Annotated in this window: 13 protein-coding genes and 1 pseudogene; 8 read left to right on the top strand and 6 right to left on the bottom strand. The window is 74.1% G+C overall.

Going from position 1 to position 17331, the window contains the following annotated elements; all coding sequences use genetic code 11:
• Nucleotides 1-184: 184 nt before the first annotated feature.
• From DMB66_RS61530 to DMB66_RS31905, 3 genes are all read left to right on the top strand, one after another.
• A complete protein-coding gene (locus DMB66_RS61530; protein WP_158647440.1) occupies nt 185-3706 on the top strand; it encodes a hypothetical protein in 3522 nt (1173 codons plus the stop codon).
• A complete protein-coding gene (locus tag DMB66_RS61525; protein WP_158647439.1) occupies nt 3703-4704 on the top strand; it encodes a hypothetical protein in 1002 nt (333 codons plus the stop codon). The genes DMB66_RS61530 and DMB66_RS61525 overlap by 4 nt, the downstream gene beginning before the upstream one ends.
• A gap of 97 nt (nt 4705-4801) precedes the next feature.
• Complete coding sequence (locus tag DMB66_RS31905; protein WP_125807834.1) at nt 4802-5671, top strand: bifunctional 5,10-methylenetetrahydrofolate dehydrogenase/5,10-methenyltetrahydrofolate cyclohydrolase; 870 nt, start codon at nt 4802-4804, stop codon at nt 5669-5671.
• 187 nt (nt 5672-5858) lie between these two features.
• Here the strand turns inward: DMB66_RS31905 and DMB66_RS31900 are convergent, their stop codons facing one another.
• Both DMB66_RS31900 and DMB66_RS31895 read right to left on the bottom strand, forming a co-directional pair.
• Nucleotides 5859-6716 carry a glycoside hydrolase family 26 protein gene (locus tag DMB66_RS31900; protein WP_125807833.1) on the bottom strand — a complete coding sequence of 286 codons (858 nt, stop codon included), beginning with the start codon at nt 6714-6716 and terminating at the stop codon, nt 5859-5861.
• Nucleotides 6717-6911: 195 nt separating this feature from the next.
• Nucleotides 6912-7724, bottom strand: a complete 813-nt coding sequence (locus tag DMB66_RS31895; RefSeq protein WP_125807832.1) for a polysaccharide deacetylase family protein — start codon at nt 7722-7724, stop codon at nt 6912-6914.
• 159 nt (nt 7725-7883) lie between these two features.
• On the opposite strand from DMB66_RS31895, the gene DMB66_RS31890 reads away from it, so the two are divergent.
• Both DMB66_RS31890 and DMB66_RS31885 read left to right on the top strand, forming a co-directional pair.
• Nucleotides 7884-8126, top strand: a complete 243-nt coding sequence (locus DMB66_RS31890; RefSeq protein WP_125807831.1) for a hypothetical protein — start codon at nt 7884-7886, stop codon at nt 8124-8126.
• Between the two features lie 65 nt (nt 8127-8191).
• Nucleotides 8192-8842 (top strand): hypothetical protein, encoded by a 651-nt coding sequence (locus tag DMB66_RS31885; protein ID WP_125807830.1) that lies wholly within the window; start codon nt 8192-8194, stop codon nt 8840-8842.
• Between the two features lie 170 nt (nt 8843-9012).
• On the opposite strand, the gene DMB66_RS31880 is transcribed toward DMB66_RS31885, so the two are convergent.
• From DMB66_RS31880 to DMB66_RS31865, 4 genes are read right to left on the bottom strand one after another with little or no spacing between them, the layout of a single operon-like run.
• Nucleotides 9013-11382, bottom strand: coding sequence for a tetratricopeptide repeat protein (locus DMB66_RS31880; RefSeq protein WP_125807829.1), 2370 nt, complete (start codon nt 11380-11382; stop codon nt 9013-9015).
• On the bottom strand, nt 11379-13163 hold the full coding sequence (locus DMB66_RS31875; RefSeq protein WP_125807828.1) for an ABC transporter permease subunit: 1785 nt from the start codon (nt 13161-13163) through the stop codon (nt 11379-11381). Before DMB66_RS31875 ends, DMB66_RS31880 begins: the two co-directional genes overlap by 4 nt.
• Nucleotides 13160-14401: an ABC transporter substrate-binding protein gene (locus tag DMB66_RS31870; protein ID WP_158647438.1), complete on the bottom strand. Its 1242-nt coding sequence runs from the start codon at nt 14399-14401 to the stop codon at nt 13160-13162. Before DMB66_RS31870 ends, DMB66_RS31875 begins: the two co-directional genes overlap by 4 nt.
• Entirely contained in the window at nt 14398-14994 is a 597-nt protein-coding gene (locus DMB66_RS31865; RefSeq protein WP_158647437.1) for an ATP-binding cassette domain-containing protein, read from the bottom strand. The genes DMB66_RS31870 and DMB66_RS31865 overlap by 4 nt, the downstream gene beginning before the upstream one ends.
• A 193-nt stretch (nt 14995-15187) precedes the next feature.
• On the opposite strand from DMB66_RS31865, the gene DMB66_RS31860 reads away from it, so the two are divergent.
• From DMB66_RS31860 to DMB66_RS31850, 3 genes and pseudogenes are all read left to right on the top strand, one after another.
• On the top strand, nt 15188-15853 hold the full coding sequence (locus DMB66_RS31860) for a nucleoside/nucleotide kinase family protein (protein WP_125807825.1): 666 nt from the start codon (nt 15188-15190) through the stop codon (nt 15851-15853).
• A gap of 227 nt (nt 15854-16080) precedes the next feature.
• Nucleotides 16081-16632, top strand: a complete 552-nt coding sequence (locus tag DMB66_RS31855; RefSeq protein ID WP_125807824.1) for an RICIN domain-containing protein — start codon at nt 16081-16083, stop codon at nt 16630-16632.
• Between the two features lie 378 nt (nt 16633-17010).
• Nucleotides 17011-17331 (top strand): annotated as a pseudogene (locus DMB66_RS31850) (IS1380 family transposase); the annotation flags it as partial.

Here is a 17331-nt window from a genome sequence, read left to right as displayed (position 1 = left end):
AATCAGGATCAGACCCCTTTCAGCGATCGCATAGGGCCCGGAGCGGCCACTGATCGTGCCGACTCGGCCGTTCACCGGAAACTTCCCCCCGCACCGGGCATTCTCGCCTCAGGAGGAAGCGGATGTGGCGACCGGCCGGAAACGCGCGCGCCACCCCGGCTCGACCGACCGGGGTGGCCGTCGCATGCTGACCTCGCGTCCCTCCCCCGAGCCCGACAAACCGGGCGGCGGGCCGGTGCTGCGCCGGGCCGCACCGATGACCTCGATCCAGCAGTCCGAGTCCCCCGACGCCGCGGAGGCCCACGTCATGGCGGACCAGCGCGCAGCCGACCAGCGCTCGCCCGAGCCGGCCCGGATGACCAACCGGCCCGCCCAGGACCGGCCGACCCAAGACCTGCCGACCCAGGACCGGCCGACCCAGGACCGGGCGGCTCCGGACCGGCGGGACCGGCAAGGCGGGGAGACGCGGCCACCACGCGGGCCGGATCGGGTACGCCCGGCAGCGCCGCTCGGGGCCGGCGCGTCCGGACCGGCAGCCGTGGACATCCAGACCACGTCGGGTGTGCCCAAGGTCGTGATCCCGGTCGCTGTACCAGCGCCGGCTCCAGCCGAGAGTGGGCCGCCCGGCACCGACGACGACGCGGTCCCGGAGACGGCGAGCACCGACGGCCCGGCCGACGAACCGGCCGACGAACCGGAAGCCGAGGCTGTCGAGGAGCCCGGAGCCAACGACCCGGACGACCCGGAACAACCCACGGACGCCTCCGCCGAGACGATCCCAGCCCAGACCGACAGCACCACCGACGGTCTCACCGTGGCGAACGCCAACGCAGAGACAAGCGCAGCAGCCGAGTCTGTCGAGAAACCCGGAGCCAACGACCCGAACGACCCGAAACAACCCACAAACGCCTCCGCCGAGACGATCCCAGGCCAAACCGACAGCACCAACGACGGTCTCACCGTGGCGAACGCCAACGCAGAGACCGAGCCGGACGCCACGGCAGAAGCCGAGACAGACGCTGGGCTAGGAGCCGGGCCGGAAGCCGAGAGAGACGCTGGGGCAGACGCCAGGCCGGAAGCCGGGGCAAAAGCCGAGACGGACGCGGGGGCAGGAGCCGGGCCGGAAGCCGAGGCGGCCGCCGGAACGGCGACCATGCAGACAGCCGAAGCCGCGATCGAGCCCGAGACCAAGCGGGCGAGCAAGCCCGAGGCGACCGTCGAGCCCGAGCCCAAGCCCGAAGCGGAGCCCGACGCGGAGCCCGGAGCGGAAGCCACGCCAAAGGCGGAGGCAGACGAGGATGCCCGTTCCGAGGCCACGGTCGCCCTTGACGCGGGGCCGGAGGACGAGCTCACGGTAGCGACCGCGACCGGCGACGGGATCGTCCGGGAAACGGACATCGAGCAGGTCGGGGGCGATAGCGCCGACACCGGGCCCGACCAAGAGTCTCAAGCTGACGTTGAGGTTGAGCCCGCCGCCGAGCGCGAAACTCAACCTGAAGCCGAGGGTGAGACCGGCTCCGCAGCGGCGGACGACGGTCCGGGCCTCGACGACACGGTCGTCCTGCGCGTCGAGCCGGCGGCCGAGGACACGGTCGTTCTGGTCCTTCCCGAGACGACCGCGGCGGAGCCCGCCGAGCGGGAGGTCCCGGCAGCGCGGGCCGCGGCACCGGATTCCGCCGAGGACACCGTCGTGATCCTGGCCCGGGCGCACGACGACACCGTGGTGATCCCCGTGATCACGGCCGCCACCGTGGCGCCGCCCACCGAGGTCGCCACCGCCGTCATTCCTGTCGTGCCCGGCCTGCGGGACGGTCAGCTGACCCACGCCGCCGCCCCGTCCGATCCGGCTCGCAGGCCCAAGCCGGCCCGCGCCCGCCGTGAGCCACTCGATCTGGGCCATGCGCCCTCGGTGCTGGCGATCTCCGCCCTGGGCGTGCTCATGGTCGCGCTGGCCTACGCCGGCGGGCGGGTGAGCACCGGCAACGCCCAGTTCGCGTACTGGGTGGGGCAGGTCGTGGTCTTCACGCCCGTCGTCGTGCGGTTGCTCAGCCGCCGGATGGCCGGGGTCGCCGAGTCGTTCGTGCTGGTCATGGGGCTCGCCCTGCACCAGTATCTGCTGAAGTGGATGTACAGCCCGGACCAGTTCCGGTTCCCCGACGAGTTACAGCACTGGCTGGCCACGACCGTCATCGTGCAGTCCGGGGAGCTGTTCCGGCCCAACCCGGCGCTGCCACCGGCCGAGCACTTCCCCGGCCTGGCCGAGCTGGGGGCCGCCGTCGCGGAGATGACCGGGCTGCCCGTGACGGCCGCCGGGGTCATCGTCGCCGGGGTCGCACACCTCGTCTTCGTGGGCGTGCTCTTCGCGGTGGTGCTGCGGGCCAGCAACTCCCCCGCCGTCGCCGGCGTCGCCTGTGTCACCTACGCGACCGCGCTGCACTACCTCTTCTTCAACTCGATGTTCCTGTACCAGACCGCCGCCCTGCCGTTCTTCATGCTGACGATCTGGGCGGTGCGCCGGTGGCGGGCCGAGGGCGGCCGCGCGCTCATGGTGCTGGCCGTGGCGGCGATGGCGCTGACCACCGTCAGCCACCACGTGACCGCGCTGGCGCTGGTCGCGACCCTGCTGCTGCTGGCGATCGCTGAGCTGGTCGTCGACCGGCCGCGCCGGTGGTCGGCGCTGGTCATGCCCGCGACCGCCGCCGTGGTGGTGGCCGGGTGGATCCTGCTGGTCGCCACCGACGTGCTCGGCTACCTCGAGGAGCCGGTCGACCAGGTCCGGCGTACCGTATCGCAGCTCTTCTCCGGCCGGAGCGACGCGGCCTCGGCGACCGCGCCCGTCTCGCTGGGCCAGCTCGCGGTGCAGGGCGCCGGCCTGCTCGGGCTGCTGGTCCTCTATCTCGCGGTGACCCGGGACATGGTGCACCGGCGGGACCGGGACTGGTGGCGGTGGGCGGCGGTCGCCGGCGGGCTGGTGTTCTTCGCCGGCAACGGGGTGCGGTTCCTGGGCCAGAACGGCCCGGAGATCGCCGGCCGGCTGTCCACCTTCACCTACATCCCGATCTCCATCCTGGCCGCGATCGGGCTGGTCCGCGGGGTGCAGCTGATCCCGGCCCGGGACGCCGACGGGCACCGGTGGCGGGCCGCCGCCCCGGCCATCGACGTGATGATGCCGGGCAGCTGGAACCTGTACAGCCGGGTCGCGGCCGGCGCGGCGATGATCACCCTGCTGATGATCGGGGCGCGGGCCGGCGGGTGGCCGCCGATCGCGTCGATCCTGCCCGGGCCGTACCTGGCCGGCGGGTACGAGCGCTCGGTCGACGCGTACGGGGTGGCGTCCGCCGACTGGCAGCGCACCACGCTGGGCCCGGGCAACCGGGTGGGCGGCGACGCGACCTCGGTGTCGCTCGCCTCCACGTACGGCCGGCAGGACCCGGTCCGCGAGGTCGGCCCGCTGTACTACGCCGACACCTGGGGCCTGGACCAGGACGATCTCGTGCAGCGGGTGCACGTGGCGTACCTGGTGGTGGACCGGCGGCTGAGCACCCAGTTGCCGGAGAGCGGCGCGTACTTCGAGAGCGACCCGCGCTCCGGGCAGATCACCTCGCCGCTGACGGTCGGGCAGCTCGGCAAGTTCGACACGCTGGCCGGGTTCGACCGGCTCTACGACAACGGCACTGTGCGCATCTACCGGACGGGGGTCCAGTGAACGCTCCGCTGTCGCGCGCCGTGGCCGGCCTGGCGCTCGCCGCCGGTGCGGCCGTCCTGTTCGCCCCGCAGGCGCCGGCCATCGCCGGCGGGCTGCTGCTCGGGTTCGTGCTGCCCGGGATGGCCCTGCTGGGGGTGCTGTTCCGGGGGCGGGCGCTGACCGCGGTCGAGCGCGCCGTGCTCACCCCCGCGCTGAGCATGGGGGTGCTGATCGTCGCCGGGCTGGTGATCCACCTGGCGGGCCTGCGGATCGACCGGCTCGCCTGGACCGTGGCCACGGTCGGGGTGACCCTGGCGGCCGTGACCACCGCGCGCCTGATGCGGCGCCGGCGGCCCGGCGCCGGCGCACGACCGGCCAGAGAGACCGGCACGCGGCCAGCCGGAGAGACCGGCGCGCGACCGGCCAGAGAGACCGGCACGCGGCCAGCCGGAGAGACCGGCGCGCGGCTGGCCGGAGAGACCAGGGCACGGCCGCTGCCGGCCGGCGACAACGCCGCCGCGCTGCCGGTGCACGGTCTGGCGGAGGCCCACACGGTGGTGATGTCAATCGTGCCGGCGGTGCTGGTGGAGGAGGACGAGCGGGGGCCCACGGCCCGGGAGAAGGCCCGGCGCCGGCGGCTGCTCCGGCAGTTCCTGCCGCTGGTCATGGTCGCCGGGGTGCTCGCCGGGGCGAGCTGGCTGTCGTTCGACACGTCGCGGGCGATTCACGACACCGTCGTCACCGCGCTGTCGGCGACGCCGCCGGGCCCGGTCGACGCGGCCGGGAACCGCACGGTCCGGGTCTCGGCCACCGGCCTGCTGGCCAGCGACGGGCCGTACACGGTCAGCGTGACCGGCCCGACCGGGACCGCGACGGTCAAGCGCACCGTCGCGGTGACCGGGGACGGCACCTGGAGCGAGACGCTGAGCCTGCCCGGCGCGCAGCGGATGACCGTGAGCCTCTACCGGTCATGGGACACCACCGCCTACCGCACCCTCTACGTCAGCGCCGTAGACTGACGCGGACACGCGACTGGCGGCATCGAGGATGGGGACCACCATCGGGGAGCTCGCCGTGGGGGCCGTCCGCCTGGGTGCCCACGCCGGAGTGGAAGCTATGTCCGAACAGCATGAAGCAAGGCTGCTGCCCGGCAAGCCGGTGGCCGACGAGGTCCTGGCCGACGTCGCGCAGCGCGCGGCGAAGCTGCGTGAGGGCGGGGTGCAGCCGTCGCTGGCGACCGTCCTGGTCGGCGACGACGACGCCAGCGCCGGATACATCCGGATCAAGCAGCGGCAGGCCGCCGAGCTGGGCTTCGTCTCGCCGCACGTGCACCTGGGCGCGGAAGCGACGCAGGACGATCTGCTGCGGGCGATCGACGGGCTGAACGCAGACCCGACCGTGCACGCCCTGCTGATCCAGTATCCGCCGCCGGCGCACATCGACTACGACGCGGCGCTGCTGACCGTCGACCCGGACAAGGACGTCGACGGCATGCACCCGCTCAACCTGGGGCGGCTCTCGGTGGGCCTGCCCGGGGCGCGGCCGTGCACCCCGGCCGGCATCGAGGCGCTGCTGGCGTACCACGAGGTGCCGGTCGCCGGCCGCGAGGTGGTCATCCTCGGCCGGGGCGCGACCATCGGTCGCCCGCTGGCGATGCTGCTGTCGCAGAAGCGCCCGACCGCGAACGCCGCCGTGACGGTCGTGCACACCGGCGTGCCGGACTGGCAGCGCTACACCCGGCGGGCCGAGATCCTGATCTCCGCGGTCGGCGTGCCCGGGATCATTCAGCCCGAGCACGTCAAGCCGGGCGCGACGGTCGTCGGCGCCGGCGTGCGATACGAGGGCCGGCGGCTGCTGCCGGACGTGGCCGAGGAGGTCTCGCGGGTGGCCGGGGCGATCACGCCGCGGGTCGGCGGCGTGGGCCCGACCACCGTGGCCATGCTGTTCCGCAACGCGATCGAGGCGGCCGAGAAAGCCAGCCGCTGAGCAACGGCGGAAACCGGTCGGCCGGCCGACCGAGCAGGCCGGGCCGGGGTGGCCAGCCGCTGAGCGGAAACCCGCCCGGAGACCCGCCGCGCCGGGCGGCGAGCCGCAGCGAAAACGGTCGGCACACCCGCCCCGGCGAGCGGCTAGCCACTGAAACGGCCGGCTAGCCGCCCGCCGCCGCGGGCGGCTAGCCGCTGAAGCGGGCGCTGGTCGCCATCGCCCGGTAGGCGGCCAGTGACTCGGCGTCGGTGTCGATGCGCCACTTCTCGGCGTATCCGGGGTGGGTGTCGGTGTCGAACCAGGTGACCGCGCCCACCGCCGGGTGCGCCTCGACCCACCTGGCGAAGAGCGTGATCCAGTCCGCCTTGGTCCGCCCGCCGCGGTCCATCGAGCCCACCTCGGTGATCATGATGGGCTTGCGGGCGGCGTACGCCCGGTAGATGCCGCCGAACAGGGTTTCCGGCGTCTCGCGGTGCAGGTTGTAGCCCGAGACGCCGACCCAGTCGACGTACGCGTCGCCGGGGTAGAGCGCCGCGAAGGTGTTCCAGTCGGCGACCGGGGCGGAGTTCCAGTTCGGGCTCCACACCCAGGACACGTTGGTGGCCTTCTCCGCGGCGAAGACGCGGTGCAGGCGCTGCCAGGCGGCGACGTACGCCTTGCCGTCCTTGTCGTTGCGGGCGGCGCTCCACTTGTACCAGTCGCCGTTCATCTCCCAGCCCCAGCGCAGCAGCACCGGCCGGCCCAGCCGCTTGAGCTGGCGGGCGGCGCGGACGATCAGGGCGTCGCTCGCGCCGGAGGTGATGTCGGTGAGCGGGCAGCCGCGCCACGACACCATCGGGGTGGCCTTGGCCGGCAGGCCCTCGACGGCGTACGGCAGGGTGTCGTCGAAGTCGTAGAAGAGGTGCACGATGCGCTCGTCGCGGCCGAGCTGGCTCCGGCGCAGGGCGAGGCTCTGGGTCAGCGACTTGCCGTCCAGGCCCAGGTAGGCGCCGAGCATGACCTTGCCCGGCTGGAACGGCACCGGGCCGCCGCCCTTGGTGACCACCGTCGCCGCGGCGCTCGCGCCGGGCGCGCCGGGCGGACGCGCCGGCCCGGCCCGGCGAGGTGGTGGCCTCGGCCGCGGCCTCGTCGCGGCCGATCGCGCGGATGGCGAGCACGGTGGCCGGGACCGCGGCGAGCGCGGCCAGCCCGCCGACGACGTGCCGGCGGGTGAGCTGCCGCGGGGCGCGGTGCGAGGTCGTCATGTGAGGTTCCGGCCGGTCGCGCGGGCGAGCCGGCGCACGGCCCGCCAGCCGGGCTGGGCGAGCCGCTTGAGCCGCGGGACCAGCGGCGGTCCGCCGCCGGCGACCAGGGCGACGAGGTCGGCGCCGGTCATCGCGGGGGTGGGCTGCAACCGGGGTACGGCGAACCGCCGCTCGGCCGGCCGGTGCAGCCGCCGGCCGACCTCGGTGGCGTTGTCGTGCCCGGCGGCCAGCACCGCGGCGCGGACCCGGGCGCCGTTGTATCCGTGCGGGTACGCGAAGCTGCGCACCCGGCGCTGCAGCCGTTGCTCCAGCTCCTCCTTGCTGCGCAGGGTCTCCTCGCGCAGGTCGGCGGGCGGCAGCACGTCGAGCGGGTGGTGCAGCAGGCTGTGGTTGCCGATCTCGATGCCGGCGGCGGCGACCTCGGCGAGCTCCGCCCAGGTGAGCAGCCGGCCGAAGTCGGGCGCCCAGCGGCCCAGCCAGCCGGCCCGCTCGCCGAGGTGCCCGACGGAGGCGTACAGGGTGGCGCCGGCGCCCGCCTCGGCCAGCACGGGCACGGCCTCGGTGAGGAAGTCGCGGTAGCCGTCGTCGAAGGTCACCGCGAGCAGCTTCTCGGTGCTGCCCCGCTCGAGCCGGTCCAGCGCGTCGGAGAGGCCGACGAGGCGGTAGCCGGCGGCGGCGAGGGCGCCGAGTTGCTCGGCGAGGCGGTCGCGGGGCACGGCGAGATCGCCCAGCGGACCGCCGACGGCGGACACGGAGTGGTACATCAGCGCCGGCATGGACTCCCACGCCGGCGGCGCCGCAACGGTCACCGCTCGTTCCTCCCACAGCTGCCGGACATGACCATTATCGGTCGCCGGCCCGGCAAGCTTCGGGGTTGGCGAGAAGTCGCCGCCTCTACCAAAAGTCATAGCCGCAATCCGGCTGCGGAGGGAAGCGCGGCGTGCCTCCGGGCGGCCAGGGTGATGCCCATGAAACCAGACCGCGCGCGACGCCTCGCCGAGGCGACCCTGGAGGCCGGGCTCGTGCTCGGCATGGTCGCGCTCCCCACCGCCTGGCGGGTGCTCGACGCCCAGTTGCTGGCCGTGCTGGCCGGGATGCTGCTGGCGCTCACCGCCGCGACGTACGCACTACACGCCGTGACATTTGACTGCTTCCTCCTGACGAATCACCGGGCCAGGAGCCAGTTTTCTTATACCCAGCGTAAGGAGTGAACCGTCGGACATCCTGACGCGTACCCCCGGATGCACCGTCCTCACGACCCCCGGGAGTGAACAGGATGTTCCGGCTCATCCAACTCCGCGCACAGCACGGCGAACCCCGCATCGGGATCGACCCCGACGGCTACGGCAGCGAACACGCCGCCCTGGCCCGGTACCGGGAGACCCCGGCGGCGTACTTCGGCATCGGCCGCTTCGACGCCGAGGGCCGGCTCGCCGAGATCATCATGGACACGGTCTGCAGTCCGACCGCCTACTGCCCGCGGACCGCGGTGGTCGTGCACGCCGAGACGTTCCAGCGGCTCTGCGACACCTGCTCGTTCGGCCTCGAGGTCCTCACCCTGCCGGAGCTGGCGCTGCACCTGGGCGTCGTCGTCCGGATGGCACCGGTGCTGGCCCCTTCCGGACGCCACGCCGCGCCCGACGAGGCGTATTCGGCCAGCAACCGGATCGCCCGGGAGTTCGCCACGCACGTCGACGACCCGGTCTGGCGGATGGAGCTCTGCGCGGAGCTGTCCCGGACGCCGTCCGCGGTCAACGGCCTGCTGATCGGGGTCGGCGCGCTCAGCCACCGCGAGGTGCTGGACCACTATCCGGCGCTGTGCGCGCTCGGCACCCAACTGCCCGGCGTCGTCCACGAGGACCTGGTGCGGGCCACCCGGCGGCCGCTGTCCCCGGCGGGCGTCACCGCGCTGCGCCTCGGCATGTGACGGATCGGCCGCACCTGCTCTGCCGGGCCTGCGCTGCCGGGCCTGCTCTGTCGGGGCCTGCTCTGTCGGGGCCTGCTCTGTCGGGGCCTGCTCTGTCGGGGCCTGCTCTGTCGGGGCCTGCTCTGTCGGGGCCTGCTCTGTCGGGGCCCGCTCTGTCGGGGCCCGCTCTGTCAGGGCTGCAGGCGAGCCTGCGCGGCCGCCGTACCGTCCGCGTCGCCGGCCTTCTCGCACGCCTCGGCGGCCGCCTCCCACTGCCGGCGCGCCTCGTCCGGGTCGTCGAGGGCCCGCGCGACATCGCCGAGATAGAGCAGCGTGCGGCCGACCGGCCGGCCCTCGGCCTGGCGCAGTCGCAGGCTGTGCTCCAGCAGATCCTGCGCTTGCGCGGCCCGGCGGCGGCCGTGCTCCGCCGGGCCGGCGGCGGCCGCCCCGGCGGCCACGATGGCCCCGGCGTTGAGCAGCGCCGCCGCATGTCCCTGGCGATCGTTGACAGCCGGGTGGCAGGCCAGCGCGGCGCTCCAGGCCTGCGCGGCATCCAGCCGTTCACCGAGCCACCACTGGGCCAGCGCGAGATTGGTCAGGGCGGCGGCATAGCCCCGCCGGTCGCCGACCGCCTCGAACTGGTTCGCCGCGCGGATCAGGTGCCGGCCGGCGAACCGCGGCTCGTCGCGGGCCAGGAACGCCACGCCCAGGCCCAGCTCGGTGAGCGCCTGGCCGGCCCGGTCGCTCGGTGACCGTTGCTGGCGGGCCCGCTGGAGCTGGTCGAGCGCGCCGTCGACGTCGCCCTGGTCGAGCAGCGCGAGGCCCAGGTTGGTCCGGGACTGGGCGGCTCCCCGGCGGTGCCGCAGCCGCACCGCCGCGGTCAGTTCCACGGCGGCCTGATGCGGGTCGCCCTGCCACCGGTGCACCGCGCCCAGTTCGTTGTGGGCCCAGCCCGCGACCGCGGCCGTGTGGCGGGCCACCGGGCTCTTCAGCACCGCTCGGCACACCGCGGCCCAGTCGTCGAGCCGGCCGGCGGACGCGTACCAGGTGCACAGGGCGACCGCGAGCCGCAGCCACCAGCGGCGCATCCGGCGCGGCGGGCTGACCGGCAGCGCGCCCGGCCCGCCCCACGCTTCGCAGGCGAGCGTCCGCAGCAACGCCTCGTGCCGGGCGAACCAGTCGCCGCCGGGCTCATTGCCTGACGGCTGGTCCGGCAGCACGGTGTCGGCGTAGCGTTCGGCCTGCCGGGCCAGGTATCGCACCAGCCGGGCCTGGGCGGCCACCCGCCGCCCGGGCGGCTCGTCGCACAGCAGATGGATCCGGGCGTACTGGACGATCAGGGGCCGCAGCCGGTATCGGCCGTCCGGGGTCACCGTGACGAAGTCGCGGCCGGCCGCCTGGTCGAGCATCCGGTCGGTGTGCCCGCGGTTGGTGCCCGTCAGCGCGGCGACGGCGTTGCGGCTCAGCGGCTGCGGCACGAGCGCGAGCAGCCGGACCAGCCGCCGGGTGTCGGCGGCGAGTCCGGCGTACGCCCTGTCCCGGCTCGCCAGCAGCGTCAGCGTCGCGTCGACGCGGCCGTGCTCCAGCCCGTGCCGCAGCGCGGTCAGCAGGTCGGACGCCGACCAGCCCTGGGCGGCCAGCCACGAGCCGAGCACCCGGACCGCGTGCGGTTGCCGGCCGGCCAGCTCCACGATGTGCCGTACGCTCGGATCCGCCGGCAGGCCGCGGCGCACGGACCCGGCGTCGCGCGCGGCCGCCGCGAAGAGCTCCACCGCGTCGTCGCTGGACGGCTCGGTCAATCGCCGGACCCGGACTCCCTTGAGACCGGACAGCTCGGGCCCGCCGGCCAGCAGCAGCCGGCACCGCCGGGCCGGCGGCAACAGCGGCCGCACCTGCTCCGGCGAGTCGACGTTGTCCAGCACCAGCAGGATCCGGCGATCGCCGAGCTCGGCGCGCAACAGCGACGCTGCCGCCTCGAGGTCGGCGGCCTGGCTCAGCGCGGCCTCGTCGATGCCGGCCTTGCGGCACAGGGCGTCGACCACCTCCCGGGGCCGCAGGGCACGTGCCGTGCCGCTCCGATCGGTCTTGCGCAGATCCAGATACAGCTGGCCGTCCGGGTAGTGGTTGCGCACCGCGTTGGCTGCCTGCACGACGCAGGTGGAGGTGCCGACCGCCCGCCGGCCGAACAGCGCCACGGCGTGCTCGGTGCGGACGGCGCCGGCCAGCCACTCCACCACCGCCCGGCGGCCCACGACGCCGACGGTGTCGGGCAGGTCGGTGGGCACCCCGGCTTCCTGCACCGGCACCGCGGGCACGGGCTCGACCGTCGGGCCGGCACCCAGGGCGCGGCGGCTGCGCACCTCGAGCGTGGCGAGCACTCCGGCGATCACGACCCCGGCCGCGGCGATGATCCAGGTGATGGCGCCCAGGTTGGGGTCGATCAGGTCGGCCAGGATGTTGCTGGCGATGCCGCCGACCACCGAACCGACGGCGATCGACGCGGTCAGCACCCACTGCCAGCGCTGTGGCCGCGCGGGCCGGTGGTCCCGCCGGGGGCTCATCGCACGGCCCCGGAGACCAGGCCGGCGATCACCTGGCGGCGGGCGAGCACGATGACCAGCAGCGGCGGCACCGAAGCGAGCAGCGCGAAAGCGGCGAGGGTGCCGCTGTTGGAGACGAACTGCCGGGTCTGCCCGAACAACATCAGCCCGAGCGGCGTGCCCGAGCCGCCGAACAGCAGGCCGACCACGAAATCGTTCCACACCTGGACGAACTCGAGCACGGCCACCGCGATGATGGCCGGCACCGCGGCGGGCACCGTCCGCCACAGCACGCCCCATTCGCGCCGGCCGGCGATGCGCGCCGCGCGGATCCGGGCCCCGGGCACGTCGGCGAGCGCGTTGCGCAGCACCAGCACGGCGAACGGCGCACCGAGCGCCACGTGGACCAGGCCCAGCCCGACGCTGGTGCCCGCCAGCCCGACCCGGGACAGCACCTCGTTGATCGGGCCGGCCACCACCTGCACCGGCACGGCCGACGCGGCGACCAGCAGGGCCCCGGCGGCGGACGTGCCCGGCGGGCGCAGCCGGGCCAGGGCGTAACCGGCCGGCAGCGCCACGATGATCACCAGCACGGTGACCGACAGGGCGAGCACGGCGGTGTACCAGAACGACCGGATCAGCTCGTCCTGGGCGAGGATGTCGCGGAAGGAGCTGAGCCGCAACGACGCCGCGGTCCACCCGCGGGTCGCGGCCTCCCGCGGCGAGTGCAGCGAGGTGGCCACCAGGGCAAGCACCGGTACGGCCCAGAGCAGCGCGATGAGGATCGGCAGCGCCCGCCGGACCGGCCACCGGGTGCGCTCGGCCGCCGGACGGGCCGGCACGTGCTCCAGGGCGGGCGGTGGCCACGCCTGGCGGCCCCCCACCGCCGCGGCCACCACGCCGACACCGAGCGCCACCAGCCACAGGGTGTTGAGGGCGGCGGCCGGCCCGGTGGTGACGCTGCCCGAGGTCTGCCACACCCGGACCGCGAGGTTGGCCGCCTCGTCCAGGCTGGAGCCCGGCGCCATCACCAGGATCAGGTCGAACGCCCGGGCCGTGCCGAGCGCCACCAGCGCGAAGACGATGGCGGCGGTGCGCCGCAGCAGCGGCCGCCACAGCGCGTCCCGGAACACGTCGAGCCGGCGGCCCCCGCTGGCCCGGACCGCGTCGGCGAGGTCGGGCGGCAGCGCGTCCAGCGCCGCCCGGAAGACCACCACCGGCAGGCCGATCCAGGCCCACACGAACGCCGACATCAGCGCGACCGTGATCATGTCGGGGCCCAGCCAGGCCGGCGCCGCGTCGGCGGGCACTCCGAACAGCCCGGCCAGCGCCGTGAGGATCGCCGTGCCGGTGCCGCGAGCCGGGTCGGGATCGTAGAACAGCCGGAACATCACGCCCGTCGCCACCAGCGGCAACGCCATCGGCGCGAGCAGCAGCAGCGTCCCGGTGCGGCGCGACGCCGCCAGCAGGTAGCCCAGCGCGATCACGACCACGGGGACGACTGCGGCCCACAGCACGGTCCGGCCCAGCACCTCCCAGGTCCCCTCCGCGGCGAGCGCGGTGCGGAAGTTCGCCAGGCCCACCCACTGGCCGTCCGCTCCGGTCAGGCTCGCCTGCACGGTGCGCGACACCGGCCAGAGCAGGATGCCGCCCAGCAGCAGCGCGATCGGGGTGAGCAGCAACGACGCGAACCCGCCGCTCGGGTATGCCCGGCTGCGCCGGCCCGGGCCGACGTCGTCGATGACCACGGTCTCCCCGAGCAGCCGGGCCGGGGCCGGCCGCGTCCGGGCCGGCTCCGTCACGAGCCCACCTCCCGCCGGGCCTGCGCGGCCGCCCGGACCAGCCGCCGGCAGGCGCGGTCGACGGCGTCGGGCCGGGTCACCTCGGCGAGGAAGTCCTGCAGGATCTTCCAGCTGCCCAGCCCGTCCGGCCCGCCGAGCGAGCCGGGCAGCTGGTCGGAGAGGTCGAACTGGGGCGCTCCCTCGGCATCGGTCAGCTCGGCCGCCCGGGCCGCCGCGGGCCCGTACGCCTCCGGCGTGATGAGGGTGTTCGGCGACAGGTAGCCCCCGGCGGCGATCCACGGCTGGAACGATGCCCGCCGGGTCAGCCACTCCACCAGCTCGCCGCCGGCGCGCGACCCGGCGAACACCATCGCGGCGTCGCCGGCCACCAGCAGCGGCTCGGCCTTCGGCCCGGCCGGGAAGCGCGCGGCCGCCAGCGGAGCCGCCCCGGCCGGCCGGAACCTGTCCGCGACGCCGGCGACGAAGTCACCCTCGATCACCATCGCGGCGCGGCCCTCGGCGACCTGGATGACCGACTCCTCGTGCTGGGTGATCAGCGCCCGGGCGATCCCGTCCGGGAACGCGCCGGGGATCGCCCAGACGGCGGCGAGCTCGGTGAGCGCGGTCCGCACCAGCGGGCCGTCCCAGGGCTCGCCGCCGTCCACCAGACCCTGGTATTCGCCGTCGGCGGCGAAGCCGATGAGCAGATTCTCCAGCCAGTCGGTGAGCACCCAGCCGTCCGCCGCACCGATCGCCAGGGGCGCGGGCCGGCCGGCGGCGGCGAGCTCGGCGACCAGCGACACGAACTCGGCCCAGGTGGCCGGCGGCGCGGGCAACCGGTCGGGGGAATACCAGACCAGCGACTTGTGCGCGGCCTTCACCCAGGCGCCGTACTGCCGGCCGTCGACGGTGAGCATGGCCCGCCACCTGTCGGCGAACCGCTGGGTGACCTCCGCCGGCACCGGCTGCAGCCAGCCCCGGCGCGCGTAGTCGGCGATCAGGCTGATCTGCGGCACGATCGCGACGTCCGGCTGGTTGCCCGCCCGGTAGCGGGCGCTGAGGAACGCGTCGACGTCGGTGCGGGTGCTGACCACGTCGACCGGCCGCGGATACCGCCGGACGACCTCGCGGAACCGGATCAGCTCGCCGCCGCTCCAGACCACGGCGACCTGCACCGGCCGTTCGGTGCCGCCGCAGCCGGCCGCCCCGGCGACGACAGCGCCGAGAGCCCCACCCAGCACGGCCCGCCGGCTCGTCACCGCGTCACCGCCACCGTCCTGGCGCCCTCCGGGGCCGCCTGCCGATCGCCGAAGATCACCGTGGCCGGTGCGGCGGAGACCGGCGACTCGATCCGGGTCAGCAGGTCGCCCAGCGGGCCGCAGGCGGCGGGATCGGGCCTTTCGAGAACCAGCGCCTCGGGCATGGACACCACCGCCCGGGCCAGCGCGCCGCGCATCCGCTGCTGCTCGGTGATCTCATGGGGACGCTGCTCCAGGACGGGCCCGAGCTCGAGCTGGTAGATCAGGGTGGCGGCCCAGCCCCGGACGATCTCGTGCACCGACTCCTGCCGCCAGACCAGATACTCGATGTTCTGCCGGACGGTGAGGTGTGGCAGCAGCGCGCCGCCGCGCGGCACGTACCCGATCTGCCGGGCGCCCGGCGGCAGCGCGGTGACGTCCCGGTCCCCGACCAGGACCCGTCCCGAGACCGGCGGCGCCAGCCCGGCCACCACTCTGGCCAGTGCCGTCGCGGGGCCGGCACCGGCGATCACCACCGTGGGACCGGCCTCGCCGGCGGAGAAGGAGACCGCGGCCCGGGCCTCGCCGGGCACCGCCACCACCAGATCAAGCACCTCGAGAATCGCCGAACACCTCCCTGGGACGCCGGCACGAACATCGACAGGCGGTCACTGCACCCTATCGATCCCGTGCCCGTCCCGGGGGTCCCCCGTGGACCGATGCCGGCGCCGGTCCGCGGCAGCGACCGGGCTCACCAGCGGCCCGGCGGCGGCCGGTGGACGGCGGTGGGCACGTACCGTACGGGTCATGACCGTCACTTTCGAAGGGCTCGTCGCCCGGGCCCGGGCGCTGGTGCCGGTCGGCGGGCGGGCGATCCTGGGCATCGCCGGCGCGCCCGCGGCGGGCAAGACCACGCTGGCCGAGGAGCTGGTGGCGGCGCTGGCGAAGTCCGGCCCCGCGGACTGGGTCGCGCACGTGCCGATGGACGGCTTCCACCTCGCCGACGTGGAGCTCGAACGGCTGGGCAGCCGCGACCGCAAGGGCGCACCGGACACCTTCGACCCGCTGGGTTACGCGGCGCTGCTGCGCCGGCTGCGCGAGGACACCGACGACATGATCTACGCGCCGGGCTTCGAGCGGGTCATCGAGCAACCGATCGCCGGCGCCATCGGGGTGCCCCGCGCGGCCCGGCTGATCGTCTCGGAGGGCAACTACCTGCTGCTGTCCGCCGGCGGCTGGCAACGGATCCGGCCGCTGGTCGACGAGGTCTGGTACGCCGACCTGGACCAGGGGTCCCGGCTGCGCCGGCTGATCGACCGGCACGTGCGCTTCGGCAAGGACGAGCGGGCCGCGGTGGCGTGGGCCACCGGCACCGACGAGAGCAACGCCGCGATCATCGCGGCCACCCGGGACCGCGCCGACCTGCTGGTGCCGGCCGCGCTGATCGAGAGCATCGGCACGCCGCCGAACTGAGAGGGCGAGCGACAGCGGCGGCTCCGTTCCCGATCTACGTCAGATCTCCACCGCCCGTTCGTGCGGCGCCGCGCGACGGCGCTTCGATCCGGTGCTGATCCATTGTCGCGGCGTTGTCCAGAGTTGTTTGTCTGACCACCCGAGCAGGGGCCAGACAACTCTCGCCCCGCTACACAGAAATCTCGACAACGAGCACTGGCGCAGGTCTCCAGGGGACAGGAGTTTTCATGAAGGCACTCAGACGATTCGGCACACTCGGCATCGCGATGATCGTCGCGGTCGCCAGTCTCATGCTGGGCGCCACGCCGGCGTCAGCTGCCGGAGACGTGCACTACGAGAACGTGGGGAATCCGGGCTGGTGCCTGGACGGCGACGGGATCGGGAGCAATACCGAGGCCTACCTCCACCAGTGCGGTCATGGACAAACTGACTTCCAGTTGTGGACCGTCGGGGACTCGGGCTGGATGTTTGTGAAACACAAGGTCTCCGGCAAATGCCTCAGGGTCCTGTCGACGAGGAATGTCATCCTGGGTCGCTGCGGCGAGGCGGGGACCAGCTGGTATGCGAACGGCAAGAACGGCTGGGTGAAATTCGTCGGTCTCGCTGACACCACCTACATGTGCCTGCGGCCTGACGAAACCTGGGTGCCGGGACGTTCGGCCTACCCCCTCGTCGTGGACTGGTGCGACCCCAGATACCCCACCCCCACGTCCCTACACGTCGCCGCCAACGTCGACAACAACGTCCCGAATGAGCAAGCCTGGCGGTGGCACCCCTAGCGACCAGCGGACCTCCAGATAGACCAGGCCGGCCGGCCGCAGCAGGACGAGGCGGCCGGCCGGCGCGGTGCACGCGGCGGCCGGTTGTCGCCGGAGCTGCGAGTCGCACCTCCGCCTACTGGTTCTTCGAGCTCGCTCCGGCGGAAATCAGATCTGGCCTGAGCGGCCAGGTCAGCCAGGCCAGTGCGACGGTGAGTGACGTGAGTATGAGCGGCTGCAGCACCATGGCCAGCTCGCCCCAGCACGGATCGCCTCTGAGCCTGGATCCACCGATGAATGTCGGATGGGTGGCGAGCCGGAGATAGAAGATGCCCTCTGAGCTGGAAGGATAGGAGTTCTTCAGGCTTCTATTCCGCCGCTCGAGAGGGCACCTCGCAGGTGAGATTACGCCATGACGCGCCGGTGGTCCGCGCAACCTTTGATGATCCGAATCTGGTGTCGTGTGCCGGGCTGGTGCCGGTGATGCGCCTGGCCCAGCAGGTGGGTCTGCACGACGCGGTCACCGACCGGGTTCGGCTGCCGACCGACAAGGGCGCGAACCCGGCAGGCAAGGTGGCCACGATCGTGGCCGGGATGCTGGCCGGCGCGGACAGCATCGACGACCTCGACATCGCCCGGCACGGCGGGATGCCGTCGCTGTTCACCAGCGTGTACGCCCCGTCAACGATCGGGTCATTCCTGCGCACCTTCACCCACGGT

The sequence above is a fragment of the Actinoplanes sp. ATCC 53533 genome (genome assembly GCF_003947245.1).
This window is presented reverse-complemented; position numbering and strand designations above follow the sequence as displayed.